Source organism: Verrucomicrobium spinosum DSM 4136 = JCM 18804, from assembly GCF_000172155.1.
Classification (GTDB): domain Bacteria; phylum Verrucomicrobiota; class Verrucomicrobiia; order Verrucomicrobiales; family Verrucomicrobiaceae; genus Verrucomicrobium; species Verrucomicrobium spinosum.
This window is the reverse complement of the sequence record NZ_ABIZ01000001.1, coordinates 4872107-4896742: the sequence shown is the minus strand read 5'-3', so window position 1 is coordinate 4896742 and position 24636 is coordinate 4872107. Positions and strand designations below refer to the sequence as shown.

Below are 24636 nucleotides of genomic sequence, written 5' to 3'. Positions count from 1 at the left end.
CCCGACCCCGGATTCAACCACCCTGGGTCTGTAGGGCGACCGCTTCGGTTGCCTCATCAGGGGTGGGGCGCGGCAAGCGGGGCGCTTGCCCTACAGCGTCAGGGGCGGGTTGGGTGTGCGAAGGTCTTTTGGGTGCTCTGTTCCCGCCCCCGGATCCAACCACCTTGGGTCTGTAGGGCGACCGCTTTGGTTGCCTCATCAGGGGTGGCGCGCGGCAGGCGGGGCGCATGCCCTACAGTGCGTCAGGGGTGGGTTGGGTGTGCGAAGTCTTTGGGTGCTCTGTTCCCGACCCCGGATTCAACCACCCTGGGTCTGTAGGGCGACCGCATCGGTTGCCTCATCAGGGGTAGGGCGTGGCAAGCGGGGCGCTTGCCCTACAGGGCATCCGGGGCGGGTTGGGTGTGCGAAGGTCTTTTGGGTGCTCTGTTCCCGACCCCGGATTCAACCACCCTGGGTTGTAGGGCGACCGCTTCGGTTGCCTCATCAGGGGTGGCGCGCGGCAAGCGGGGCGCTTGCCCTACAGTGCGTCTGGGGCGGGAAGCGGGCATGCGACTCGCCTCAAGCTTGTGGAGTGCCTGAGTCTGTCTAAACCTGGTGACTTGGCGGGAAGGCGAAGCTTGCAGGCACTAACTTCCGGTATGCGATGTTTTCCTGGGGAGTGTTGCCAACTGCCCAAGGGGGGGCCACATTGTCCAATACCGAGCTAAAGCTCTGCTCTCCTTTCCGGCTGCTCCGCTCAGGCGCAGTTCAATGCTTCAAGCTCACCACGTGGGGGGGCTTTTCCTCGTTGCCCACAGCGTCGTTGCTTTTCGCCGTGATGCTACTGGCCTCGGGGATGAAGGCCTCCCAGTTGGCATAATCTGTCCGCAGGGGGCGGGCGGGGAGGTTGTTCACGGTGACCGTGGCAACTTCGCCGTTGTCGAGCGTGACACCGCGAACCCGAAGTTTGCCGCCGGGTGCTGGCTCGCAGGAGGTGATGATGGTGGAAGGCGGGAGGTCGTTCACCGGCTTGAGGAAGTCCAGCTCTCCGGCCGTAGGCGGCTCAGCCGCGGGGAGTCGCCCTACGACATACAGGAGAAAGATCGTGAGGACGAGGAGGCTCTGCACGAGAAAACGACAGCGCACGCCTGAGGGAGGGAGGGGGGAGGGGATCATGACCTAAGCAGATGACTCTGCCGCGAGCAGGCTTTTGGACCGCGGCAGCAGGATGGAGTGGAAAGGCGAACTTTGATCCCCGTGAGCACTTCGCTTCGCCTGCGCGGTGCCACGTCGCGGTTATAGGGTGTGGCGAGCAGAAGTCAATCTCTTGTGCTGGAGATGGCAGGTGGGACAACGTGCGACAGGCCGCCGCGACTCCTTGGGCTTGTGGCCGCATCCTCTTCGAGGAAGACCTTCTTTGAGAGACAAAGTGCAGAAACCGAAAAATCGTATGGAGGTGTTTGGCGGCATTTTCGTCTGCGAGGGGTGACAGCCTGTTCCCGGGTTCATTCCCCGTGGCCCTGGAGTGGGTTGTTGGCTCCTCAACATCCAAACATGAACAACGGTCATCTCCTCTCCCGACTCCTGCACACCTCCCGGGCCATGCAATGCCTGCCCGGCGTGTTGCTGCTGCTTCCCATGGCTGCGCAGGCCCAGACTGCGGCCTCCAGTGAAACCCTCCCCGAAGTGGTCGTAACCGCTGATGCGGAGCGCAGCTTCACCGTGACGGAGGCCACCACGGCCACCAAACTGGACACCCCGTTGCGTGACATCCCCCAGGCGATCAACGTCATCCCCAGGCAGGTGATGGCAGATCGTGGGGTGACCCGTGTGCAGGAAGTGGCGGACAATGTGCCTGGGGTGCAGTACTCCAGCGGCTACGGCGGGCTTTCCAGTGGCTCGTTCTTCATCCGTGGCTTTGACTCCGGCGGCACCTATCGCGATGGGTTCAAGGACTTCGGCTTCCTGTCCCCGGTGGACGTGGTGGCGCTGGAGCGGGTGGAGTTCCTGAAAGGCCCGGCCTCCGTGCTGTATGGGCAAAACAATCCGGGCGGCATCGTGAACTATGTCTCCAAGCGTCCGGTGCCGTACTCGCTGAACGAGCTCGGCTTCACTTACGGCAGCTATGACCTGTACCGCACGACCGCCGACTTTGGCGGTACCTTGATCAGCCGTGAGGTGCCCGGGACGCCGGGGCCGGTCAGTGCGAAGAGTCCCAAAGGGGTGGCACCTGTCAACGCAGCCACCAGCGAGCCCTTGCTGACCTACCGCCTGACGGGCGCGTATGAGAATGCCGGCAGCCACCGGGACTACAACGAGTCTGAGAGTTATTACATCGGGCCCTCCGTCACCTGGAACATCACGCCCGACACCACACTGACGGTCTTTGGCGAGTTTCAGCGTTACGACTACGTCTTTGACCGTGGTCTCCTGCCGGTGAAGCAGACCTTCCAGGTGCCCACGAGCCGCTTCCTCGGTGAGCCATCGAGCTATGCAGAGACGGAATCCTGGCGCGCAGGGTACGAGTTCATCCACAAGTTCAGCGACAACCTTCAGTTTCGCAGTGCCTTTGCCGCCATTCAGAGTGAGCAGCACAGCCACTTCGCCCAGGCGAGCGGGATGGACACGGACGGGCGGACGGTGTTGCGCGGCAGCACCCGCCGGTATGAGAAGTCTGAGAACTACACCTTGCAGAACGAGTTGAGCGGACGATTCAACACGGGCTCCGTGGAGCATCACGCGCTGGTGGGCGTGGAACTGGCCCGCTACTCCTTTGGCTACAACATCGGCTTCGGACCTCTGGCATCGATTGACCTCTTCAATCCGAAGTACGGTGCCAGCCTGGGCAATGTGGCGATGGATCCCTGGGAGGAATACGGAGCGGATGCGCTGGGCATCTACGTGCAGGATCAGATCACGCTGACCAGCCAGCTCAAGCTGCTTGCCGGCCTGCGCTATGACTATGTGGAGTCCCAGTATGGCGGTGCCATGCCGGAGCAGACGGACAGGGCGCTGAGCCCGCGCGTGGGGATCGTGTATCAACCCTGGGAGCCGGTGTCCCTCTTCGCCGGATGGTCCACCGCCTTCAGTCCGAACATCTTTGCGCTGAGCGAGAACGGCAGTGCTTTTGATCCGGAGGAGTCCGAGCAGTTTGAAGCCGGGGTGAAGGTGGAGTGGGTGAAGAACAAGCTCGCCAGCACTATCGCGGTCTATGACATTACCAAGGAGAACGTCCTCACGACGGATCCGAAGAACCCGGACTACAGCATCCTGACGGGTGAACAAAAAAGCCGCGGTGTGGAGTTCGACCTCATCGGCACGCCGGTGCCGGGCTGGAACATTGTGGCCAACTACTCTTACACGGACGCGTATGTGAGCGAGGACACCACCATCCCGAACGGGACCAAGCTGGCGGCGGTGCCTGAACATCAGGCCGGGCTCTGGTCCAGCTATGAGATTCAGGACGGCGCGCTCAAGGGCTTTGGCGTTGGGGCAGGGGCCTTCTATGTGGGAGCCCGTCCTGCGACCATGCCGGGGAACGGGGTGGATCTGCCCAGCTACTGGCGTTTTGATGCCTCCGTGTTCTACAAGAAGGACAACTGGTCTGCCCAGGTGAACTTCAAGAACATCAGCGACGAGGACATCTACCAGAGCCAGGGTTATCTCATCTATCCGGATGCGCCGTTCAACGTGCAGGCCTCGGTGACGTTCAAGTTCTGACGCAGGCATGCGCAAACGTCTCTGGATGCTCCATTCGTGGATGGGGCTGGTTTCGGGACTCGGTCTGCTCCTCATCGGGCTGACCGGGTCCCTTCTCGTGTTTCGGACAGAGCTGGAGGTCCTGCTCAAGGCCCCGGCGGCGGAGGAGAAGGTGGTGGTGAATCCGGACGTTCGCGCCCGGCTGGATTACGACACGTTGTTTCAAAAGGTGCGGCAGCAGATGCCTGGTCGCGAAGTGGTGGCCTGGGACACGATCATGTTTGGCCATGGGGTGGATGCGGCGGCGGTGACCAAGGCTGAGAACCCCCGGGAGTGGGACTGGATCCGGGTGGCGGCGGCGACCGGTGAGGTCCTGCCCGATTTGCCCGAAAGCTGGGCGTCGCCCTACCTGGAGTGGGCGCTGAAGCTGCACTACAGCCTTCTACTGGGAGACTGGGGCATCTTCTTTGCCGGAGTTCTGGCCTTGCTGTTGTGCCTGCTGGGCCTCTCCGGCATCTACCTTTACCGGGGATTTTGGAAGACTCTCTTCACCCTGCGCTGGCGCAGCAGTGCTCGCCTTTTTTTCTCAGACCTGCACAAGATGGTGGGCATCAGTTCCGTCGTCTTCAATCTGATTCTGGGCCTGACTGGAGCCTGGTGGAATCTTCCGGTGATCAAGGAACTTGTTTGGGGGAAAGATGGTTCGAGCCAACAAGAGGCGGAGGGGGAGAAGGACGCTGGGGCCAGACCCAGGATGTACAACCAGCAGCTCTCCATCAACGAGCTGGTGCAAGAGGCCGCGCGACTGATGCCCGGCCTGGACCCCAATCGCGTGTACCTGAGCCTGCCGCCGCGGAACGAACACATGCGCCTCATTGGCTCCGTGGTGCCGGGCAACCGGCTGGTGGGGGACTACAACAGCACGATCCATTTTCATGCGGAGACAGGGAGAGTGGTGGAGATGACGGACTACCGCCATGCCTCCTGGTGGGGCAAGTTCGAGGTCATGATGGGACCCTTGCACTTTGGCACTTTCGGCGGGCTGCCCATCAAGGTCCTCTGGTGTCTGTTGGGGCTGTCTCCCGGCGTCTTGGCGTGGACGGGTGTGATGATGTACTGGAAACGACGCCGGACAATTCGAGGCAAATCTGCTGCTCGCGCCCGGCTCAAGGCAGTTGATGAACGGGAGGCCGCAGGCACGCTGTGAACTCGTGTTCCCCATGAGCCTTGCCTGCCGCCGCTCCAGTGCCTCCGCTCAGCGGAGTGGGTCAGGCTCGGGGTGGGGCCATGGTTGGCGGGTGCGACTGACCTTGTTCGCCTGTCTGGCTGGCCTGCAAGGGCCGATTCTGAGGGCCGAGAAGTCGGACGCCCGGTTTCACTTTACCGAGCCAGCGGGGGATCTTGCTGAGGCTCTGGATCGATTCTCACGAGTGACCAAACTGGATGTGGTTGCGCGGGGTGATTTGCTCGCGGGCAGGCGGGCTCCTGCTGTGGAAGGGCGCTTGACTGCAGAGGAGGCGCTCCTCGCCTTGCTCAAGGATTCCGGCTTCGAGGCCAGATTCACCGGAGATTCGGCGGTGGCTGTGGTGCCTGCTGCGGGGGGGAGCGCAAGACTGCTGGCGGATCTCGACAGCGGCCATCTCTTGAATGAGGTGGTTGTGACCGACTTTGCCGAACGAGCCTACACGGCTGAATCTGCCAGCACTGGCACCCGTCTGGAAATGCCGCTGCGAGATCTGCCGCAGACGGTGAACGTGGTGCCACAGGATCTGCTACAGGATCGAGCGGTGCTGAGACCCGCGGAGCTGGCAGACAGCGTGGCAGGGGTGAGGGCCTTTACTGGGTATGGGGGGATCTCCAGCGGGGATTTCTTTATCCGCGGATTCGGCACCGGCACAAGCTACCGGAACGGTTATCGAGATTTCTCCTTTCTCTCCCCCGTGGACTTTGCCGGGGTGGAGCGGGTGGAGTTCCTCAAAGGTCCTGGATCGGTCCTCTATGGGGAGGGACAGCCCGGCGGGGTGGTAAATTACCTCTCGAAGAAGCCGGTCGCGGCACAGGTTCGAGAGTTAACCCTCACCATGGCCACGGACGAAGTTCATCGGGCGGCATTGGATCTGGGCGGCACGTTCATTCCTGCACGTCAGGGGGAATCTGAGCCAGTGCTGATGTATCGGTGGAACAGCGCGTATGAGGATGCCGGCAGCCATCGTGACTACGGGGCTTCAGAAAGTCTGTTTCTATCGCCAGCGGTGAGCTGGCAGGTGACCGTGGACACGTCGCTCACCTTGCTCGGGGAGTATCACCGGTATGACTATGTTTTTGATCGTGGTCTGCTGGCGGTGCCCCAGGCGCTGAAGGTGCCGGTGCGCCGGTTCCTCGGGGAGCCGGAGGATGAGGCCAAGACGGATGCCTGGAGGGCGGGCTATGAACTGAAGCACCGGTTCAGCGAGGCATGGCAGTTTCGCAGTGGATTCGCCCTCATCCTGAGCGAGCAGACCAGCCGCTTCGCCCAGCCCTATGAGGTCGCCCCAGATGGGCGCAAGGTGCTCCGCCAGGCGACGGCACGGCGGGAGCGTTCCCAGAACTACACCCTGCAAAACGAACTGAGCGGACGAGTGAACACCGGTCCCGTGAGGCATGATCTGCTTTTGGGCGTGGAACTCTCCCGCTATCAGTTCCGGTATGAGATCGGGTTCATGGAAATGTCGGCCATCGATTTTTTTCATCCCGTCTATGATGCGCCGCTTCCCACCGCGCCGTATGATCCGCTGGATGGGTATGGAGCAGACTCTCTGGGCCTTTACGTGCAGGATCTCGTGACGCTGTCCCCCCAGTGGAAGCTCCTGCTGGGAATGCGACATGACACCTCCCGCAGCCGGGAGTTTCTCTCCGGCCACACTCATGATGACCGTGCGTGGAGCCCGCGGGCGGGCCTGGTGTACCAGCCGTGGGGGCCATTGTCCCTGTATGCGGGGTGGTCACACTCCTTCAATCCCAACTTTGGCATCAGTCGAGATGGCGGGGGCTTCGATCCAGAGGAGGGGGAGCAGATGGAGGCGGGGCTGAAGCTGGAGCTGCTGGACCAGCGCGTCACGGCCGGCCTGTCGGTTTATGAAATCACCAAGTCCAATGTGCTGGTGCCGGACCTGGCCGCCCCCGAGTTTGCTTCCAACACCGGCGCGCAGAAAAGCCGGGGGATGGAGGTGGAGGTGGCGGGCACGCCGGTGCGAGGATGGAAGGTGAGCCTGAACTACGCCTGTACTGATGCCTTTGTGAGCGAGGATACCGCTGTGGCAGAGGGAACACGCCTGGCGGGCATTCCCCGGCATGAGGGGGGCTTCTGGAGCACGTATGAATGGCAGTCAGGCCGCTGGAAGGGGTTTGGGATGGGCACCGGGCTGGCCTATGCCAGTGACCGCCCCGCGACCCTGGCTGAAGAGACTGTCATGCTGCCCTCTGCGTGGCGATGGGATGCGGCACTTTTTTACCGGCGAGACTCCTGGTCTGCCCAGGTGAACTTCAAGAACATAACGGGTGAACGCATCTACCAGAGCCAGGGAGCGCTGATCTATCCCGAGGCGCTGCTCCAGGTGCAGGCGAGTGTGACGGTGAAGTTCTGAGAGGCAGGGCGCTCAACGTCTCAAGACCTGGACTTCGCCACTGCCCTGCACCGCAAAGCGCAGCGGCAGGATCTGCTCCAGGGCAGTGTAGGCCTGTTTGAGATCTCGTGTGGAAAGGGTACCTGTGACGGTGAGCCGGCCCAGCTCTGGGTCGAGCAAGACCAGCCGGTCCTTCTGATGCCGTTGGAGGTCGGCCAGCACTTGGGAAAGAGGGCGGTTGCGGTAGCGCAGCCGGCCATCTCTCCATGTTGCGAAATCTCCGGGAGAGGCGGTTTGGGTCTTGTCGGAAGGGCGGTCGCTACCATCCTCCCAGGTAGTTTCCTCACCCGCAGAGAGCCGGACTGGAGGCGTGGCCGGGTGGCGCTCAGACGTCAGCTCTACTTCACCCTCCGCCACGCCCACTTCGACAGTTCCATGGGGTGCATCATGGCGGAGCAGAACCTGAAAAGTGGTGCCGATGTCGCGCACGGACCAGGTATCTGCTGCAACCTTGAACGGCGTGGGATGAGGTGCCACCTGAAAGACGGCAGCTCCGTGACGCAGATGGACGGTGCGCCCTGATCCTGTGGCCTCGTAGTGCAGACTGGTCTGGGCATCCAGATGCACGCGGGTGCCGTCAGGCAGGGTGATCTGGCGGGTCTCAGCTATGCCAGTGGCATAGGTGTTCCGGCTTTGGAGGATCCAGACACCGGCGGCGCTCAAGGTCAGCACGGCGGCTACGGCAAGACCACTCAGGTGTCGGCGGGTGAAAGTCTGGCGGGACGTGGCGGGTGGGCGGGCCAGAACGCGGGCGATTTCCGCGCGGTCAAAAGCTCCAGGCTGGCTCATGACCGCCAGTGTGGCCTGGGCTGCCAGAAACTCATCGAGGTGCTCGGGCCGAATCTTCAGCCAGGACTGGAGATGGCGCTCGTCTTCCGCCGACCACTCGGCGGGATTGAGCTTGCGCACGAGCCAGTGCATGGCCTGCTGACGCACCGTCTCGCGATCCATCGGGGGCGATGAAGGATGGGGAGGATGTTCAGGCTGGCCGGGTTCCATGCGTGCGGTTCAGACTATTAAGACGCACTGGATGAGCGCTACCTCCAGTGCAAAAAATCAGACGGAGAACTTATCATTCCCCATGTCTGATGCCTGCCTTTCATTGGGCGGAATCGTCCATGCAGGCACGACATGCGGTGAGGGCCCGGATCATGTGTTTCTCCACCGTGCTGGGGGCGATGGCCAGGCGCTCGGCGATCTCCGGGTAGGAGAGCCCGCCAAAGCGGCTGAGAATGAACACCTCCCGGCAACGGTCTGGCAGGGTGGCAATGGTCACCTGGACCTTTCTGAGGTTCTCCCGGGCGGCGAGATGTTGGTCTGGAGCGGTCGATTGATCCGGCGTCGCCGCGAGTTGCTCGTCCGTCAGGGGCCCGGAGATCTCGTGGGACTTTGCTCGCGAGCGGGAACGATCGATCAGAAGATTTCGCGCGATGCGGAAAAGCAGGCTTCGCGGTTGTGTCACCTGCGCCTTCGGCTGCCAGGAGAGGACCCGTGTGAAAGCTTCTTGAGTAAGGTCCTTCGCCTCATGGGTACAGCCCACCTGACCCTGGAAGAAAGATTGCAGCCGTTCATAGTCTGGCAGCACCTCCTGGATGAGTGGGGTTGGACCGGTGTCTGGCATGGCGAGGGTGACGTCTCGGTCACCATGCTGGGGCAAATGCGACTCAGTCGCAAGGGGAAAATGGATGATTGAGGTTGGAATGCAAGGACGGGCAGGGGAGCGCGGGGGTGGGAAAGTAGAAGAGCCGTCCCGGCTCTTGGGGGTGTTGGGTGGTTTGAGGAACAAGAACCGAGACGGTTCTTCTACACTGGTGATGGAAGGGGGAGGCAGGGGTTCCCAGTCCCGTTCTTGTGGTGTTCGCGTTGGCGCGGGGTTGAAAACCCCGCCTCCTTTATCCGGTTGGCGTTGCGATGGGAAGGTAGAAGAGCCGTCCCGGCTCTTGGGGGTGTTGGGTGGTTTGAGGAACAAGAACCGAGACGGTTCTTCTACACTGGTGATGGAAGGGGGAGTCGGGGGTTCCCGGTCCCGTTCTTGTGGTGTTCGCGTCGGCGCGGGGTTGAAAACCCCGCCTCCTTTATCCGGTTGGCGTTGCGCTGGGAAGGTAGAAGAGCCGTCCCGGCTCTTGGGGGCGCTGGGTGGTTTGAGGGACAAGAACCGAGACGGTTCTTCTACACTGGTGATGGAAGGGGGAGTCGGGGGGAGTGCGGACTTCAGGCGGCTCAAACGATCTTCCTTACTACCTCCGCCATCTCCCTCCGCTCCGCTTCATGCCGATTGCCAATCGGCGGCACAGCAGATTACCAATCTGCGCTACGGTTCAAGTACAACACAGGACTCCCGAAAGCGGCGGTTCCTGCGCGCACTCCATCCCCGACAGGTCGGGACGCATCCAGGTGGTGGTCGTCTTCCGTGGTGTGATAGTTCACCGGCTTCCAAACTATCCAGGAGCCTCCGACCTCAGTCCACGAACAGAAATTCGTTGGAGCACATGAGAGCGTGGCAGAGGATTTCCCAAGAGGCGGGAGTGGCCTGATCCCCTCCGATCAACTGCGCCGCCAGATTGATCTCCGCGACAGAAGGAGTCCGGGAGAAAAGTTCGCGGTACAACCAGGTGATTCCGTTGGCAGGATCTTGCTTTGCCTCCAGAGGAAGCCTCTGCGCCAGCTTGGAAGCTTGATCCATGGCGAACGGATGGTTCAGGAGCCAAAGGGCCTGCGGGGCGACCACGGAGTCGTTGCGTGCCTCGACCACGGTATTGGGATCGGCTCCGTCGAATAGCATGCGGAAGGAGGAGCGATCTGAGCGGACGGCGGTGAGATACAGGGTGCGGCGAGGGATTTGCAGGTCCTTCACGGAGATGCCACCGATGGTGCGGTCGAGGCTCCCACCGGCCACGAGCAGGGTATCGCGCAATTCCTCAGCCGTCAGCTTGATGCGGTGCTGCCGGGTGAAGAGGGCATTGTCCGGGTCGAGGCGGAGGGCCTCTGCACCGGGGATGGACGTCTGTTGATAGGCGGCAGAGGTGCAGATGAGCCGGTGCATGGCCTTGATGCTCCAGCCGTTGTCCATGAACCGATGGGCCAGCCAATCCAACAGCTCGGGATGAGAAGGAGGCGTGCCCAGTTTTCCGAAGTTGTTCGTCGTGGCAACAATGCCCCTTCCAAAGTGGTGCTGCCAGATGCGGTTGACCATGACGCGTGCGGTCAGGGGATGCTGGGGAGAGGCAATCCAGCGAGCAAGGTCCAGTCGCCCACTGCCCTGGATTCCATCTGGCTGCATATGGGACAGGAGGGCGGGGAAACCGCGTGGCTGTGGGGCGGCCAGGCGGGCATAGCTGCCGCGTACGTGAATCTGGGCATCGTGATAGCCTTCGTACTTAGTGCCGGGGATGCCCCCCTCGCGCAAGCCATGACACATGGCGGCATCAAAAGCAGCGAGTTCATTCCGCAATGAGGCTTGTTCCTTTACCAAGGGAGAGTCGGGGGCGCGCTCGGTGATGAGTTGGGTGCCTTCACCTTCACAGATGAGCCATCCCTGATCTATGGCAGTCTTGGTGCTGGTGACGAAGTCACGGGAGAGATCCCAGGCTCGGCCGTCCGTGCTGCTGAGTCGGAGGTTCACGGCGGTCGTGTCGCAGGTGTACTCGCGACCGCGCAGGATGGTGAGGGCGAGCAGGCTGCCCTTGGTAAGGGACACTTCTGTTGCCTCGAACTTGGCCGTGGCTCCGTTGGCTAGGGTGCCGCGTGACAGGTCACGTTCTCCGATGCGGGCCACCCACTCAATGCCGTCGCCGCAATGCGCATCGGCGTCTGTCAGCGTCGCGTGAAGATTGACCGTGAGGTCCTCCGGAGCCCGCCAGGCCAGCGTGACGGCGCTCTTTGGGCCGGGGTGCACGGTGACAGCCCCGGGGGGCAGGGTGATGGTGGAGAATCTGGCCTCCCGCCCGGAGCGGTTCACGAGCAGCGAGGGATTGGGGGCTCCCTTCCGGTTTAGGGAAACGACATCAACGGCTCCCTTCACAGGGGCTTCGTGGGAATCAAATGGCATGAGCCCCTGATTCAGCTCCGCATCCACTACAGCGAGGCGCTGCTGGAGGGCTTCACGGCGGCGCTGTTCCTGGGGAGAGAGCAGGGGAATGCGCATGATCTTTTCCCCTGCGGTGGGGTGGGCGAACTTGTCCAGAATGTGGCTGCTGAAGAAGAAGCCCGCCATGGCGTAGTAGTCCGCCGTGCTGAGCGGGTCGAACTTGTGGTCATGGCAACGGGCGCAGGCCAGCGTGAGACCCATGAAGGCGCGGGTGGTGACATCGATCTGATCGTCCACGATGTCAGTGTGCACCTTCAACTTGTCGCTGTCGCCATTGCCCCAGTTGCCGATGGCGTACATGCCGGTGGCGATGACCTTGTCCGGATCCCATCCCTCACGGGCGGCGAGGATGTCCCCGGCCACCTGCTGGCGGATGAACTCGTCATAGGGCAGGTCTTTGTTAAAGGATTGAACCACCCAGTCGCGATAGCGCCAGGCGTCGAGGATGTCTCCCTCCTTCCCCTGGCCGCGGGCATCCAGCGAGTCCGCATAGCGCACGACATCCAGCCAGTGGCGGCCCCATTTCTCACCGTAGTGGGGAGAGCGCAGCAGGCGTTCCACCGTCTCGGTCATCGCTTTGGGGCGGTCAATTCTTGCCGCCTCAACAAAGGCTTGAACCTCTTGAGAAGTTGGGGGAAGCCCTGTCAAATCGTAGGTGAGCCGTCTCAGGAGCGCTTCCGGAGAGGCAAGGGGAGCGGGTTCGAGCCCACGACCTTCCATGGCAGCGAGGAGAAAGCGATCCACCTCATTCTGCGGCCACAAGGTGAGCTTCACGGTGGGGACTGACGTTCGCTCCGGTGGGCGGAAGGCCCATTGCTTCCTGGCCTCTGCCAGATCAAAGGAGGGGCGCACAGAGGTCGGAACAGCGGGGGTGCTGGCGGCATGGCCGGCTCGGGGATCCGGTGCGCCCATCTTTACCCACGTGATGAAATGCTCCACGACCCGCCGGGGGAGCTCCTTCTTGGGCGGCATGGCCAGGTCCTTGTCCATCCGGCGCACGGCGGTGATGAGGAGGCTGGATTCCGGATATCCGGGGACGATGGCGGGGCCGGTCTCACCGCCCTTTTCCCATCCCACACGGGTGTCCAGGTCCAGCCCGCCTTTCACCTTGCCGACGGTGGCGCTATGGCAGTCGGCACAGTGCTCCTGCAAGGCAGGGCGGATGTTTGTTTCAAAGAACTCGATCTGCTCCGCCGTGGGGGCGGGTGGTGCGCCCCACACGGTGGGGACGAACAGGAGGGCAGCGAGGGAGAGACGGGAGGTCTTCATGCGAGGATGCCCTTGACGAGATTGCCATGGACGTCGGTGAGGCGGTAGTCCCGCCCTGCGTAGCGGTAGCGCAGGCGGGTGTGATCCAGCCCCATGAGGTGGAGGATGGTGGCGTGCAGATCATGCACATGCACGCGGTCTTCCACGGCATGCCAGCCAAATTCATCGGTGGCACCGTGGACGTGCCCCGCCTTGACCCCGCCGCCCGCCATCCACATGGTGAAGCCAAAGGGGTGATGCTCTCGGCCATCGCCGCCCTCGGCTGTGGGAGTGCGACCGAACTCACCGCCCCAGAGGACGAGGGTGTCATCCAGCAGGCCGCGGCTTTTCAGGTCCTTCAACAGACCGGCGATGGGTTTGTCTGTGGCGGCACAGTTGTTGGGCAGTTCCTCCCGCAGTTTCGAGTGCTGGTCCCAGAGCTGGCAACTGGATCGCTTGGAGGTGGCGGTGTGGTAAACCTGCACCATGCGCACGCCGCGCTCTGCGAGACGTCGCGCCATGAGGCACTGCTTGCCGAAGGTGGCGGTGACGGGGTCATCCAGACCGTAGAGTTTTTGGGTGGCTTCAGACTCTTGCTCCACACCAAAGGCCTCCGGTGCCTCCGTCTGCATGCGAAACGCCAGCTCAAAGGAGGCGATGCGGGCCTCCAGCCGGGAATCGGCGGCGCGTTGGGCTTCATGCAGGCGGTTCTGCGCCATGAGGAAATCCAACTGGGCACGCTGGGCGGCGGAGGACATCTTCGCATTTCCCAGGTTGGCCACGGGGTGGGTGAGGTCTTGAACCAAGGTGCCCTGGAGGGATGCGGGGAGGAAGCTGCTGGACCAGAGCGGGGCACCCTGGGCCGGTTGGGCAGGGCTGATGACGACGTAGCCGGGGAGGCTGGCGTTCTCGGAGCCCAGGCCGTAGAGGAGCCAGGAGCCCATGCTGGGGCGGGAGAAGGCCTGCTCCCCGGTATTCATCTGCAGGCAGGCACCGTTGTGGTTGATGTTGTCAGCCACCATGGAGCGCACCACGCACAAGTCATCGGCGCAAGTGGCCAGATGAGGCATGAGTTCGCTGATCTCGGTGCCGCTCTGGCCGTGACTTTTGAACTGCCACGGGGAGCCAAGCAGGTTGCCGGTCTTGGTTCGCTCCAGCTTGGGCTTGGCAAAGGGGAGCGGCTGGCCATTGCGAGCGGCGAGGGCCGGTTTGGGATCAAAGAGATCCACGTGGGAGGGACCTCCCGACATGAAGAGAAAGATGATGCGCTTGGCCCGGGCGGCGTGATGCGCCTGGAGCAGGGGGGCGGGCGAAGGTGCGGAGGGGGTGTCGGCGGCCATGAGGTCTGCCAGGCCCAGCATGCCGAAGCCGCTGGCGAACCGGCCCAGCATCTGACGCCGGGAGAGAGTGGGGGTGCGAGGAAACTCCATGACGGTGGCGCCTACAGCGTGGGTTTGCGGTCAGTACGGGCCGCGGCGTCTGCTTCCAGAGCCAGCCACCGACGCCAGCTCACGATGTGTTTCTTCATCTCCTCCTCCGCCGCGGCGGCATCTCCCGAGCGCAGGACCTTGAGCAGGCGCTTGTGTGCCTTCACGGTTTCCGCCTGGGTGGAGTGAAACACGGCCTGATGGCGGCGTTGCATGAGGCCGAGCCAGGCCTCCACTTGATAGCGAAGCCCTTCCCAGAAGCGTGCGGCACGGCGGTGACCGCTGGCCTGCATGATGAGGTCATGAAAGGCGGCGTCCAACCGGGTGACCTCTGCCAGGGAGGAGGCCCGCTCTGTGGCAGCGATATTGGCCTCCAGTGAGGCGAAGACCTCTGCCGTACCTCGCTCCGTCGTGAGCCCGGCAGCCAGGGGCTCCAGAGCCAGACGCAGGGAGTAGATCTCCTCCATATCTTCCAGCGTGAGCTGAACGATGTGGGTCCGCCCGCGGGCGTCGAAGGTGACCAGTCCATGGCGTTCCAGTTCCAGGAGCGCCTCCCGGACGGGTGCCCTGCTGACGCCCAAGCGGGAGGCAAGCTCCGGCTCCGGCACATGCTGGCCGGGCGCAAGCTCCCCAGAGAGAATGGCCTCACTGAGCTGGGTGCGTACGGTGTGAGCCAGGCTGAGCCGGGGCACGGGAGAAAGGGCAGACGGCAGGTTCATATCCATCAAAGTCGACTGTCGACAGTGGCAAAACGGGCGCACGAGCATCAGTCTTTCGCCACGGTAAATTTCTGCCGGGAAATGGTAAATTGGACAGGATGGTCCAGGTCCGCACTGAATATTGTTTTCTTCGAAACCTGTGGGGATGTTCAGCTAGAGTAGGGGGTGAATCTGTAGTGCCAACCGGATCAATCGCCATGCCCGAAGTCGTTTCCGCCCAATCAAAGTCTCTTTCAGAAGTCATCTCACAGATGGACATGCACGGAGTGGGAGAGAATGCCGAACTCCGTGGCAAGGCAGACAAGGAAGGGGAAATCGAGCTGTATGCCAAGAAGGGCTTCAAGAATCCCTTCGGCAAGCAGTCGGTGCGACAGGCCAAGCAGAACACGGCCCGCGAGATGGTCGGCAAGGCGGTGGACAACGAGTTCGACAACATCAAGCCCGGCGGCAGGTTCCTCGCATCTGTGGTGAAGAAGAACATGCGCTCCATCTGTGAGGGCACGGGGGTGGTGACCCGGGGCGACCTGGACAAGGTGATGACCGAGGTGAATCGTGTGCGTGACAGCTACCGTGCGTACACCGGAGGCAAAAGCCGGCATGAGAACAATGCCAGCTATCTGGAAGGGAAGGAGCAATATGCCACCGTGCTGCAAGGAGTGGAAGGGTTCGAGGAAGGTATGGATCTTTTCAAAGGCGTGGAGATCTATGCCAAGCTGATCAATGGTCCGAAGCCTCTCTCTGAATCAACCCTGAAGCAGATGGGGGCGGTGGAGAAATGGATTGCGGAAACCTCCTCCGACCTGAGTGATGTGGCCTCCCTGGCAAGGGCCAACCTGGCGGTGGATGCCGCGGTGGATTGCGGAGCGAAAAGCATCAAGGTGCTGCCCCAGGACCTTCCTCTGCGGCAGATCGGGAGCAAGAGCGACCAGGGTGGCCGCTGCTTCCCCATGGTGGCGCTTGCAGTGCTGGGAGAGTCAACCGGTCCGCGTGGCATGGATCAGGTGGTGCGGCGGTTCGAACAGGAGACGCAAAAGGCCCGCGAGGCTGGGCAGCGGGGATCAACGCCTTATTCCGAGTGCCTGGCCACCGTGCATGGCAATGGGACGCTGGGTGCGTCCCGCACGGTGATCAAAGATCACGCTGGCAAAGCCATCGAGACCCCGGGACATCGCAAGACCATCCAGCATCTGGCCACGCATCCTGATTTGGCGGCAGGCAAGCCCGTATTCTACGGGGTGGAAGTCCACGGCCACATCATGATGGTCGGGGCGACCAAGCACAATGGGGAGGACAGCTTCATGTTCTACGATCCGAACTTTGGGGTGGCCCGATTCGAGACACCGGAGCAACTTTCCACCTTCCTTGACAAGTACTTTGGAGAGCTGGGTTATGGCGAGGAGTACTCCATGGAGAACCTGCGTGTGGACGGCTTCAAGTTCAACCACGTGACCGAGTATGACGTGGACAAAGTGAAACTGGCCAAGGTGGATGAATTGCCCGATACGGATCCCAAGCATGTGACCATTGAGTCATTGACCAAGCCATTGTGAGGCGGGTGATTGACGGATTGCTGGGAGTGACCCGGTGGGGGAGTCGGTTTGCTTTCCTGATGCCCCTTATGAATGCCACGCCCCTATCGAGCATTCCTCCCACAGAGCTGACTGGTAATCTGGCTGGTCACGCTGACACCATTGAGATCAGGGCCGCCCCGGGGAATCTTTCCGGTGGGGAGGGGGACGGTTGGGCCCGGGCAGTCGAATTGTCCATGGACGGCATGAAACGAGCTATCACCAGACTTCTTCGCTTGCGCAGGGGGGGCTCCTCCGCCATCTATGCACCCCCATTTTTTTTCCCAATCGCCATGGCCAAGAAGAGCATTCGTGACATAGATGTGACCGGCAAACGCTGCCTGGTTCGTGTGGATTTTAACGTCCCCCTCGACGACAAGGGCGACAGCATGGTCATCACGGATGACACGCGCATCAAAGAGACGCTGCCGACGCTGAAGTACCTCCTGGAGCAGGGGGCCAAGGTCATTCTGTGCAGCCATTTGGGCCGTCCCAAAGGCCAGCGTGATCCCAAGCAGAGCCTCAAGCCCGTGGCCGCCCGTCTGGGTGAACTCCTCGGTCTGTCGGTGGGTTTTGCGGAAGACAGCATCGGCGAAGAAGCCCAGACCAAGGCCCAGGCACTAGGCAATGGTGATGTGCTTCTGCTGGAAAACGTGCGCTTCTACGCGGGTGAAGAGAAGAACGATCCTGAGCTGGCCAAGCAGTTCGCCGCCTTGGCGGAAATCTACGTGAATGACGCCTTCGGCTCCGCCCACCGCGCTCACAGCTCCACAGCAGGTGTCGCTGCCTATCTTCCGGCCGTTTCCGGTCTCCTCATGGAGAAGGAGCTCGCCTACATGCACGACGAGTTGCAGGCCCCTGAGCGTCCGTTTGTGGTAATTCTCGGCGGCGCCAAGGTGAGCGACAAGATCAAGGTCATTGATCGCCTCCTCGACAAGGCCGACACCATCCTCATCGGTGGGGGCATGGCTTACACCTTCAAGCTTGCTCTGGGCGAGAGCATCGGCAAGAGCCTCTGCGAGCCAGATCAGGTGGACACGGCGAAAGCCGCCCTGGCCAAGGCCGAGGAAAAGGGTGTGAAGTTCCTCCTTCCCGTGGACAACTACATCGTGGAAGAGTTGAACTTCAAAGACAAGACCGTGGGTCCTGGCCGCTACACCACCCCGGGCGAAGGCATCCCGGACGGTTGGGAAGGCGTGGACATCGGTCCTGAGTCCGTGAAGCTTTTCAGCGCTGAAGTCGCCAGCGCGAAGACGGTCGTCTGGAATGGCCCCATGGGGGTGTTCGAGATCAAAGACTGCGCCAAAGGCACCTTTGCCATCGCGGAGACCATTGCTGAGAACACGAGCTGCAAGTCCATCATCGGCGGCGGCGACAGTGTGAAGGCAGTGAAGAAGGCCGGCGTGGCCGACAAAGTCACTTTTATCTCCACCGGCGGTGGAGCCAGCCTGGAACTGCTCGAAGGCAAGGAACTCCCCGGCGTTGCCGCCTTGCTCGAGAAGTAGTCCGCGTTGTTCAGTGCTGAGTTCGAGATCGCGTCATGGATCTGTGGATCCTGGTTTGACGCCAGGCAAGACACGACAAGACAGGCATCATCACCCTCCCGACAACCACCTTTCCTCAATCAAACCAGGATTCCAAAGAAACAAGATTGCCCTCTATGCCTCCTGTATTCCGTAAACCCATTGTTGCTGCCAACTGGAAGATGAACAACCCTCCGTCCGAGACGGAGAAGTTCCTGCGTGCCTTCCTCCGTCTCATGCCGGAGAAGAGCCCCGTCCAGGTGGTGGTAGTGCCTTCCTTTGTCTCTCTCTCCCTCGCCCAGACCCTGATCCAGGGCGGTCGTACGGAAGTGGTGGAGCTCGGTGCTCAGAACATGAGCCAGTATCCCAGCGGTGCTTACACGGGTGAGACCAGCGCGCTCATGCTGAAGGAGTGTGGCGTGCGCCACGTCATCCTCGGCCACAGCGAGCGTCGGGCCCTCTTTGGTGAGACGAACCAGATCGTCAATGCCAAAGTGATCGCCGCGCTCGAAGCCCGTCTGCACCCGATCCTCTGCGTGGGTGAGACCCTCGAAGAGCGCGACGGCGGCCGCATTGAACAAGTGCTGGAGTCCCAGACGCGTGAAAGCCTCGCCAATGTCGGCTCCCGCCGTCTGCAGGACGTGGTGATCGCTTATGAGCCCGTCTGGGCCATCGGCACCGGACGTACTGCATCCCCGGAACAGGCCCAGGAGGCCCATGCGTTCATCCGCAAGGTGCTGGGTGAGATGTTCGACGCCGACACGGCTCAGAAGATCCGCATCCAGTACGGCGGCAGCGTGAAGCCCTCCAACATGGACGAGATCATCGCCATGCCGGATGTGGACGGTGCCCTGGTGGGCGGTGCCAGCCTGGAGAGCGGAAGCTTCTATGAGATCGTCAAGGCGGTGATTACCTACTTGAACGACAACAAGCCGGTCTATCAGGCTCCTTGAGTGGGGTTGTGAGAGGAAGGTGAAAGTAGTTTCCTTGAGTTTTAAGAGCGCCACGGTCGAGAGGCCGTGGCGTTTTTTTGGTGGGAGGGGATTTAGGGCGGTGTGGGGGGGCAAGCTGGAAGCTTGTGGATGCATTCGTGAGAATGCGTTGGGGGCGGGCAAGAGGCCGGGTGGGGTGGCTTGGTCTTGTGGGGCGAGTGAGGTCGCCTGACCGCGTTTTTACAAACGCAGCCACGAGATGCCTCTGCGGCGGTGTGGGAGGGGAAGCGGGAAGCTCGTGGATGCATTCGTGAGAATGCGTTGGAGGCGAGCAAGTGGCCGGGTGAGGTGGCTTGGTCTTGCGGGGGGTGAGCGACGTGCCTGACCGCGTTTTGACAAACGCAGCCACGAGCTGCGCCGGTGGCGGTGTGGGGGGGGCAAGCTGGAAGTTTGTGGATGCATTCGTGAGAATGCGTTGGGGGCGGGCAAGTGGCCGGGTGGGGTGGCTTGGTCTTGTGGGGGCAAGTGAGGTCCCCTGACCGCGTTTTGACAAACGCAGCCACGAGCTGCTTCTGCGGCGGTGTGGGAGGGCGAGCTACGCCTGCGGCGGGCTTTTGATCTGCTGAGACAGGGCGCTGTCGTAGCGCATGTAGATGTGTTGCCAGAACACGGACCAGTAGCGCTCGTCGTGCCATTTCAACGTGGCATATCCTGGCAGCATCACGCCGGTGAATGGGTAGCTTTCAGCCGCTTCAATGATGCCTGCTCGTACCGGATTGTCGGCAATGTACCGAGCGGTGTTCTCAAACTCTTGCGGCCCGCGCTCGGCATTGCGCAGGACGTGATCGTAGGAGTCTCGCTGCCACTCGATTTTCAGCTTGGTCCACAGCGGATGGTTGCTGCTATGCCGCTTGAGATATCGGATGAGCAACCTTTGGTCCGATTCGAAGCTGGTGCCGACGAGGAGCAGATGCGCGTGATCCGGCATGAGGCAGTAGATGGCACAGGCAGCATTGTGGCGGACAATGGCGTGAAGGAGAACTTCTCTGAAGTGCGCGTGCCAGTCGGAATTGAGCCAGCCTTTGCGACGGTCCTTGATGCAGAGTGTCCAATGAGTCGCGGAGAACTGTTGATACGAGTTGGGGTGGAGCTTGGGGAGGCGCTTCTTGTCGGCTGAAGACGATGAGGTTGGAGCTTCCACGGCTAAGAGGGGGTGGATGGAAGGATGGGTGGGGTGTCGAGAAAATCAAGGGGTGGTGGAGGGGTTTGGGGTTTTTTTTGGTTGGCTTGGTCTTGTGGGGCAAGCGAGGGCGCCTGACCGCGTTTTTACAAACGCAGCTACGAGCTGCTTTTGCGGCGGTGTGGGAGGGCAAGCTGGAAGCTCGTGGATGCATTCGTGAGAATGCGTTGGAGGCGAGCAAGTGGCCAGGTGAGGTGGCTTGGTCTTGTGGGGCAAGCGAGGTCGCCTGACCGCGTTTTTACAAACGCAGCCACGAGCTGCGTCTGCGGCGGTGTGGGAGGGAGGCTCGTGGATGCATTCGTGAGAATGCGTTGGGGGCGGGCAAGTGGCCGGGTGGGGTGGCTTGGTCTTGTGGGGCGAGTGAGGTCGCCTGACCGCGTTTTTACAAACGCAGCCACGAGCTGCTTTTGCGGCGGTGTGGGAGGGGAAGCGGGAAGCTCGTGGATGCATTCGTGAGAATGCGTCGGGGGCGAGCAAGTGACCGGGTGGGGTGGCTTGGTCTTGTGGGGCAAGCGAGGGCGCCTGACCGCGTTTTTACAAACGCAGCCACGAGCTGCTTTTGCGGCGGTGTGGGGGGGCAAGCTGGAAGCTTGTGGATGCATTCGTGAGAATGCGTTGGGGGCGGGCAAGTGGCCGGGTGAGGTGGCTTGGTCTTTTGGGGGCGAGCGAGGTCGCCTGACCGCGTTTTTACAAACGCAGCCACGAGCTGCTTTTTTGCGGCGGTGTGGGAGGGAGACTGGAAGTTTGTGGATGCATTCGTGAGAATGCGTTGGGGGCGGGCAAGTGGCCGGGTGGGGTGGCTTGGTCTTGTGGGGGCAAGCGAGGTCGCCTGACCGCGTTTTTACAAACGCAGCCACGAGCTGCTTTTCTGGGGCGGTGTGGAAGGGAGGCTTGGTCCCTGGATCCGCTCTACTGAGATGTGACCTGGCGGCGGACGGTTTTGCCGGGGTTCAGGAGATCATCTCTTTCCAGGCCGGTGATGCGTTGAATGCGGTTCAGCAGCCACATGAACACCACCATCATGATGACCAGAAGGGGCAGGCCAATCACGACGGTGCCGGCCCAGTTCAGGGTGCCCAGGGCTTTGACAAAAGCTTCGCTGCCGGGTTCCTTGCCGTTCAACAGGTAGAGTGCGAGGAAAAAATTCGCGATGCTACTCAGCACCATGCCGCCACCCATGCCGAGGGAGGCCTTGAAGGTGCACTGGTCCAGTTGTTCCTTGATCCATGGGGAGGATGCCGCCTTCGCCTGAAGGGTGTTCACATTCATGATGTGCGGCTGCATGAGCATGGCCTGAATGAGCGGCTTGCCGAAGCGGTGGCTCAGGGGGAAGGCGACGGCGATGATGAGAGGCATGGCGGTCTCCTTCACGGCCACCCACACCGCAGGTAGCTTCAAGAGGCCCAGGCCGCCGCTCAGGAGGATGGTGGCGAGGCCGAGTATGGAAAAGACGTTCCAACCGGTCTTCTTGTACCAGCACCACACGCCGAAACCGAGAGGGAAAAGCAGGCTCACCACCAGCGCGCCAAAGGGGCCCAGCATCTCAGGCTTGCTCAGCTTGTCGAGCACCAAGGATGGCAGCACGATCGTGAGAGCGATCTCAAAGAGCGGGTTCGGCGGATTTTTCGGGACGGGGGAACTCACGGGGAGAAGGGGGTGGCGCAGGACGTGCGAGGCGCTGACAAAGACACCAAAACGGGAAAACCGCCATTCTGCAAACTCCAAATCTCACGAAGCCCATGCGGCTCATCAGGTTGAGGCGGAGCGGATCTGGGGCGATTCCCCATCTGACGATTTGCGCGTGAATCCTAATTGGGAACCCTGCTTTTGCGTTATCTTCACGACCATGCCCATCCCCCGCACTCTCTTTCCTGCCCTGCTGGCCGCATCTGCGGCGGCCCCCGCTGCAACGTATGCTGTTGATTTTGAGAAGGAAATTAAGCCTATTCTCAAGAAGCATTGTTACGAATGCCATAGTGAAGAGGCCAAAAAGGAGAAGGCAGGATTTGTTTTCGACAACCTCAAGCGCTTCGCGAAGGACATCGGAACCAACTTGGTAATCGAGCCGGGAAAACCCTCCGCCAGCCACTTCTACGAGGTCATCGCCGACCCTGGCGTGGACAATGCCATGCCGCCCGATGGCCCGATGCCGCAGAAGGATATCGACAAAATCCGGGAGTGGATCGCCGCTGGTGCCGCCTTTGATCCCAATGCGCCCAAGGTGGCGTTCAAGAAGGAGTTACCTCCCATTTTGAAGTGGACCAATGCCGAGGGGCGGTCCATCAAGGCGGGCTTTGAGCGCCTGGAAGGCGAGAACGTGGTGCTCAAGATGCCGGACGGCAAGTATGTGCAGTATCCCTTGTCAAAGCTCTCGCCTGAGAGCCAGCAACTCGCCCGCGAGTGTGCGGCCCCGTGATAAAGCTCTGGTCTCCCATGGAGAATCTGGCTTGCGTGGCGGGACGTTGTTGATGATCCGGGCCTTGCAGGGAGGACGGTCTGATTCATGAGATGGATTATCTGCTCTGAATTCATCTGCCGCTCGACAGGGCGGGGCAGGGATGGGAAGACTGGGGGGACACTCCTCATTTTTTCCGCCGCTTCCTCATGCAGTCCCGTTCCCTGACCGATCCCTCGACCCTGTCCCCATCCCAGCGCTACCTCACCGCGTGCGAGGGGTTGCTGGCTCAAGTGTCTGCTCAGGAAGATGTCATTCAGAAGGTGGCGGACCTGTTTGCCGCCACGATCCTCCAGGGGCAGATGGTGCATGTGTTTGCCAGCGGGCACAGCCGCATGATGGTGGAGGAGATGTGGCCGCGGTACGGGTCGTTCCCGGGCTTCAATCCCATTGTGGAGCTCTCCCTGACCTTCCACAATCTGGTGGTGGGGGCCAATGGACAGCGGCAGGCCATGTTTTTGGAAAACGTGAGCGGCTTTGCCAGTCGGATCCTGCGCAATTTCGATCTCAAAGACGGCGACAGTGCCCTGGTGATCTCTTCCAGCGGTTGCAACGTGGTGCCCGTGGAGATGGCGGAGGAGTTCCAGCGACGTGGGGTGAAGGTGGTGGCGCTGATCAGTGCGGCCCATAGCGAAGCCAGTACGAGCCGTCATTCTCAAGGGATGAAGCTGCAGGACTTCGCCGACTTCGTCCTGGATACCGGTGCTCCAGTGGGCGATGCGATGGTCAAGATCGAGGGGTTGGACACGCCTGTGGCACCGGGTTCCTCCGTGGGTGGCTGTCTGGTGGTGAACGCCATCAAGGCGGAGGTTGCGGATCGCCTGACGCGGGCCGGACATCCCCCGAAAGTGCTGACGGCGACGGCGGTCTGCGGGGCCGAGAAGGGGGCTGAGCTCTTCGAGGCGGCCTACGACGAACACGCCCGCAGGCTGGCCCGGTACTATGAAAAACTGGGTGTCAAAGACTGACGCCTCACCCACCATCGCCCCTTCTCCATCGCTGATCCCTCCCCATGACCTCGCAACCCCTCCGCACCTCCGTCATTGGCTCCTATCCCTTCCCGGGCTGGCTTGAGTTTGCCTCCTCGAACCTGAACCAGTTCGGTTCTGAGGACATCAAGGAGATGCAGGATGATGCGGCGCGGGTGGCGATCGGAGACCAGATGGACGCCGGACTGGATGTGATCACAGACGGAGAGCAGACCCGCTTTGACTTCAACCTTTCATTCTACGGATTCATCGAAGGCATTGCTCTGGAGGCTGCCAGTCCGCGACGTTTCGGCCCGCCAGCGCATGACCAGCGGGGCAAGCATGCCATCGTGGGTGAACTTGCCGCTCCCCGGGGCTTGGGGGCGGTGGAGGAGTTTGAGCGCTTGCGGCGGCTCGCTCCGGCGGGTCCTCGTCTGAAGGTGTCGGTGCCGGGGCCATACACTCTGGCGGGACGTCTGGCGCTCAGTGATCGCTATGCCGATCGCTATGCTGTGACGGAGGCGCTTCTGCCCCTGGTGAGAAAGGAGATTGAAGACCTCATTCAGGCGGGCGCAGAAGAGATCTGCGTGGATGAGCCAAGCATGAGCTGCTATGGGTACAGGGAGGATCCCCGCCGTTTTGTTGACATCTTTAACCGCACGGTGGAACCCGCCCTGGGACGGGCGCGGATCTGCACACACCTGTGCTTTGGCAACTTTAAGGGGCATCCGGTGGGCTGGCGGAAGTATGCTCCGCTTTTCCCGGCGTTCCTTGACCTGCATGCGGACGAGGTGCACGTGGAAATGGCGAATCGCGAATACGCCGAACTCGAGGTCATCGGTCCCATGTCCCAGCGGTACGATGTGGCCGTGGGCATTGTGGACGTGAAGAGCTACCACGTGGAAACGGTGGCGCAGATCGCCGAAGTCGTGCGCGCCTGTCTGAAGTTTGCGCCGGCTGAACGTCTGGTGTTTGCCCCGGATTGCGGGCTGAGCCAGACTGCACGTTGGGCGGCGAAAAAGAAGCTGGTGAACATGGTCCGGGGCGTTCGCAGCGTTCGGGAGTCGCTGGGCATGGTGTAGGGCTGGCACTTTTTTGCGAGTTCCTCCTGGGAAAATCGTGCATCGCA

General features: G+C 61.6%; 17 protein-coding genes. 9 read left to right on the top strand and 8 right to left on the bottom strand.

Annotated elements, in window-relative coordinates; translation table 11 throughout:
- Positions 1 to 747: 747 nt before the first annotated feature.
- Positions 748 to 1155, bottom strand: coding sequence for a hypothetical protein (locus VSP_RS19770; protein WP_009962867.1), 408 nt, complete (start codon positions 1153 to 1155; stop codon positions 748 to 750).
- Positions 1156 to 1533: 378 nt separating this feature from the next.
- Between VSP_RS19770 and VSP_RS36370 the strand changes: the two genes are divergently transcribed.
- From VSP_RS36370 to VSP_RS36365, 3 genes are read left to right on the top strand one after another with little or no spacing between them, the layout of a single operon-like run.
- On the top strand, positions 1534 to 3699 hold the full coding sequence (locus tag VSP_RS36370) for a TonB-dependent siderophore receptor (RefSeq protein WP_009962866.1): 2166 nt from the start codon (positions 1534 to 1536) through the stop codon (positions 3697 to 3699).
- A gap of 7 nt (positions 3700 to 3706) precedes the next feature.
- Entirely contained in the window at positions 3707 to 4885 is a 1179-nt protein-coding gene (locus tag VSP_RS19760; protein WP_009962865.1) for a PepSY-associated TM helix domain-containing protein, read from the top strand.
- A gap of 13 nt (positions 4886 to 4898) precedes the next feature.
- Positions 4899 to 7301, top strand: coding sequence for a TonB-dependent siderophore receptor (locus VSP_RS36365; RefSeq protein ID WP_009962864.1), 2403 nt, complete (start codon positions 4899 to 4901; stop codon positions 7299 to 7301).
- 12 nt (positions 7302 to 7313) lie between these two features.
- Here the strand turns inward: VSP_RS36365 and VSP_RS19750 are convergent, their stop codons facing one another.
- From VSP_RS19750 to VSP_RS36355, 5 genes are all read right to left on the bottom strand, one after another.
- On the bottom strand, positions 7314 to 8291 hold the full coding sequence (locus VSP_RS19750) for a FecR family protein (RefSeq protein ID WP_009962863.1): 978 nt from the start codon (positions 8289 to 8291) through the stop codon (positions 7314 to 7316).
- A gap of 148 nt (positions 8292 to 8439) precedes the next feature.
- Positions 8440 to 8961, bottom strand: coding sequence for an RNA polymerase sigma factor (locus VSP_RS19745; protein ID WP_053332359.1), 522 nt, complete (start codon positions 8959 to 8961; stop codon positions 8440 to 8442).
- Between the two features lie 837 nt (positions 8962 to 9798).
- Entirely contained in the window at positions 9799 to 12696 is a 2898-nt protein-coding gene (locus VSP_RS36360) for a PSD1 and planctomycete cytochrome C domain-containing protein (protein WP_009962861.1), read from the bottom strand.
- Positions 12693 to 14105 carry a DUF1501 domain-containing protein gene (locus VSP_RS19735; RefSeq protein WP_029190600.1) on the bottom strand — a complete coding sequence of 471 codons (1413 nt, stop codon included), beginning with the start codon at positions 14103 to 14105 and terminating at the stop codon, positions 12693 to 12695. Before VSP_RS19735 ends, VSP_RS36360 begins: the two co-directional genes overlap by 4 nt.
- Positions 14106 to 14116: 11 nt before the next feature.
- Positions 14117 to 14821, bottom strand: a complete 705-nt coding sequence (locus VSP_RS36355) for a GntR family transcriptional regulator (protein ID WP_009962857.1) — start codon at positions 14819 to 14821, stop codon at positions 14117 to 14119.
- A 197-nt stretch (positions 14822 to 15018) separates the two neighbouring features.
- Here VSP_RS36355 and VSP_RS19725 point away from each other — a divergent pair, with 197 nt between their 5' ends.
- The 3 genes from VSP_RS19725 (at position 15019) to tpiA (ending at position 18865) form a co-directional block, all read left to right on the top strand.
- Positions 15019 to 16371 (top strand): YopT-type cysteine protease domain-containing protein, encoded by a 1353-nt coding sequence (locus VSP_RS19725; protein WP_157210977.1) that lies wholly within the window; start codon positions 15019 to 15021, stop codon positions 16369 to 16371.
- Between the two features lie 311 nt (positions 16372 to 16682).
- Positions 16683 to 17894 carry a phosphoglycerate kinase gene (locus VSP_RS19720; RefSeq protein ID WP_029190599.1) on the top strand — a complete coding sequence of 404 codons (1212 nt, stop codon included), beginning with the start codon at positions 16683 to 16685 and terminating at the stop codon, positions 17892 to 17894.
- A gap of 155 nt (positions 17895 to 18049) precedes the next feature.
- Positions 18050 to 18865 (top strand): triose-phosphate isomerase, encoded by an 816-nt coding sequence (tpiA, locus tag VSP_RS19715; protein ID WP_009962854.1) that lies wholly within the window; start codon positions 18050 to 18052, stop codon positions 18863 to 18865.
- Between the two features lie 574 nt (positions 18866 to 19439).
- Here tpiA and VSP_RS36350 read toward each other — a convergent pair.
- Positions 19440 to 20045, bottom strand: a complete 606-nt coding sequence (locus VSP_RS36350) for a transposase (protein ID WP_009962853.1) — start codon at positions 20043 to 20045, stop codon at positions 19440 to 19442.
- 948 nt (positions 20046 to 20993) lie between these two features.
- Positions 20994 to 21728 (bottom strand): VC0807 family protein, encoded by a 735-nt coding sequence (locus VSP_RS42455; RefSeq protein ID WP_157210976.1) that lies wholly within the window; start codon positions 21726 to 21728, stop codon positions 20994 to 20996.
- Positions 21729 to 21930: 202 nt separating this feature from the next.
- On the opposite strand from VSP_RS42455, the gene VSP_RS42450 reads away from it, so the two are divergent.
- The 3 genes from VSP_RS42450 (at position 21931) to VSP_RS19690 (ending at position 24589) form a co-directional block, all read left to right on the top strand.
- Positions 21931 to 22500: a c-type cytochrome domain-containing protein gene (locus VSP_RS42450; RefSeq protein WP_009962848.1), complete on the top strand. Its 570-nt coding sequence runs from the start codon at positions 21931 to 21933 to the stop codon at positions 22498 to 22500.
- 188 nt (positions 22501 to 22688) lie between these two features.
- Positions 22689 to 23507 carry a sugar isomerase domain-containing protein gene (locus tag VSP_RS19695; protein ID WP_009962847.1) on the top strand — a complete coding sequence of 273 codons (819 nt, stop codon included), beginning with the start codon at positions 22689 to 22691 and terminating at the stop codon, positions 23505 to 23507.
- Positions 23508 to 23551: 44 nt separating this feature from the next.
- Complete coding sequence (locus VSP_RS19690; RefSeq protein WP_009962846.1) at positions 23552 to 24589, top strand: methionine synthase; 1038 nt, start codon at positions 23552 to 23554, stop codon at positions 24587 to 24589.
- Positions 24590 to 24636: the final 47 nt, after the last annotated feature.

What these genes read in the sequence shown, in the direction of transcription:
- VSP_RS19770 (WP_009962867.1), bottom strand. Translation starts at nt 1,155, where the DNA reads ATGATCCCCTCCCCCCTCCCTCCCTCAGGCGTGCGCTGTCGTTTTCTC.
- VSP_RS36370 (WP_009962866.1), top strand. Translation starts at nt 1,534, where the DNA reads ATGAACAACGGTCATCTCCTCTCCCGACTCCTGCACACCTCCCGGGCC.
- VSP_RS19760 (WP_009962865.1), top strand. Translation starts at nt 3,707, where the DNA reads ATGCGCAAACGTCTCTGGATGCTCCATTCGTGGATGGGGCTGGTTTCG.
- VSP_RS36365 (WP_009962864.1), top strand. Translation starts at nt 4,899, where the DNA reads ATGAGCCTTGCCTGCCGCCGCTCCAGTGCCTCCGCTCAGCGGAGTGGG.
- VSP_RS19750 (WP_009962863.1), bottom strand. Translation starts at nt 8,291, where the DNA reads ATGGATCGCGAGACGGTGCGTCAGCAGGCCATGCACTGGCTCGTGCGC.
- VSP_RS19745 (WP_053332359.1), bottom strand. Translation starts at nt 8,961, where the DNA reads ATGCCAGACACCGGTCCAACCCCACTCATCCAGGAGGTGCTGCCAGAC.
- VSP_RS36360 (WP_009962861.1), bottom strand. Translation starts at nt 12,696, where the DNA reads ATGAAGACCTCCCGTCTCTCCCTCGCTGCCCTCCTGTTCGTCCCCACC.
- VSP_RS19735 (WP_029190600.1), bottom strand. Translation starts at nt 14,105, where the DNA reads ATGGAGTTTCCTCGCACCCCCACTCTCTCCCGGCGTCAGATGCTGGGC.
- VSP_RS36355 (WP_009962857.1), bottom strand. Translation starts at nt 14,821, where the DNA reads ATGAACCTGCCGTCTGCCCTTTCTCCCGTGCCCCGGCTCAGCCTGGCT.
- VSP_RS19725 (WP_157210977.1), top strand. Translation starts at nt 15,019, where the DNA reads ATGCCCGAAGTCGTTTCCGCCCAATCAAAGTCTCTTTCAGAAGTCATC.
- VSP_RS19720 (WP_029190599.1), top strand. Translation starts at nt 16,683, where the DNA reads ATGGCCAAGAAGAGCATTCGTGACATAGATGTGACCGGCAAACGCTGC.
- tpiA (WP_009962854.1), top strand. Translation starts at nt 18,050, where the DNA reads ATGCCTCCTGTATTCCGTAAACCCATTGTTGCTGCCAACTGGAAGATG.
- VSP_RS42450 (WP_009962848.1), top strand. Translation starts at nt 21,931, where the DNA reads ATGCCCATCCCCCGCACTCTCTTTCCTGCCCTGCTGGCCGCATCTGCG.
- VSP_RS19695 (WP_009962847.1), top strand. Translation starts at nt 22,689, where the DNA reads ATGCAGTCCCGTTCCCTGACCGATCCCTCGACCCTGTCCCCATCCCAG.
- VSP_RS19690 (WP_009962846.1), top strand. Translation starts at nt 23,552, where the DNA reads ATGACCTCGCAACCCCTCCGCACCTCCGTCATTGGCTCCTATCCCTTC.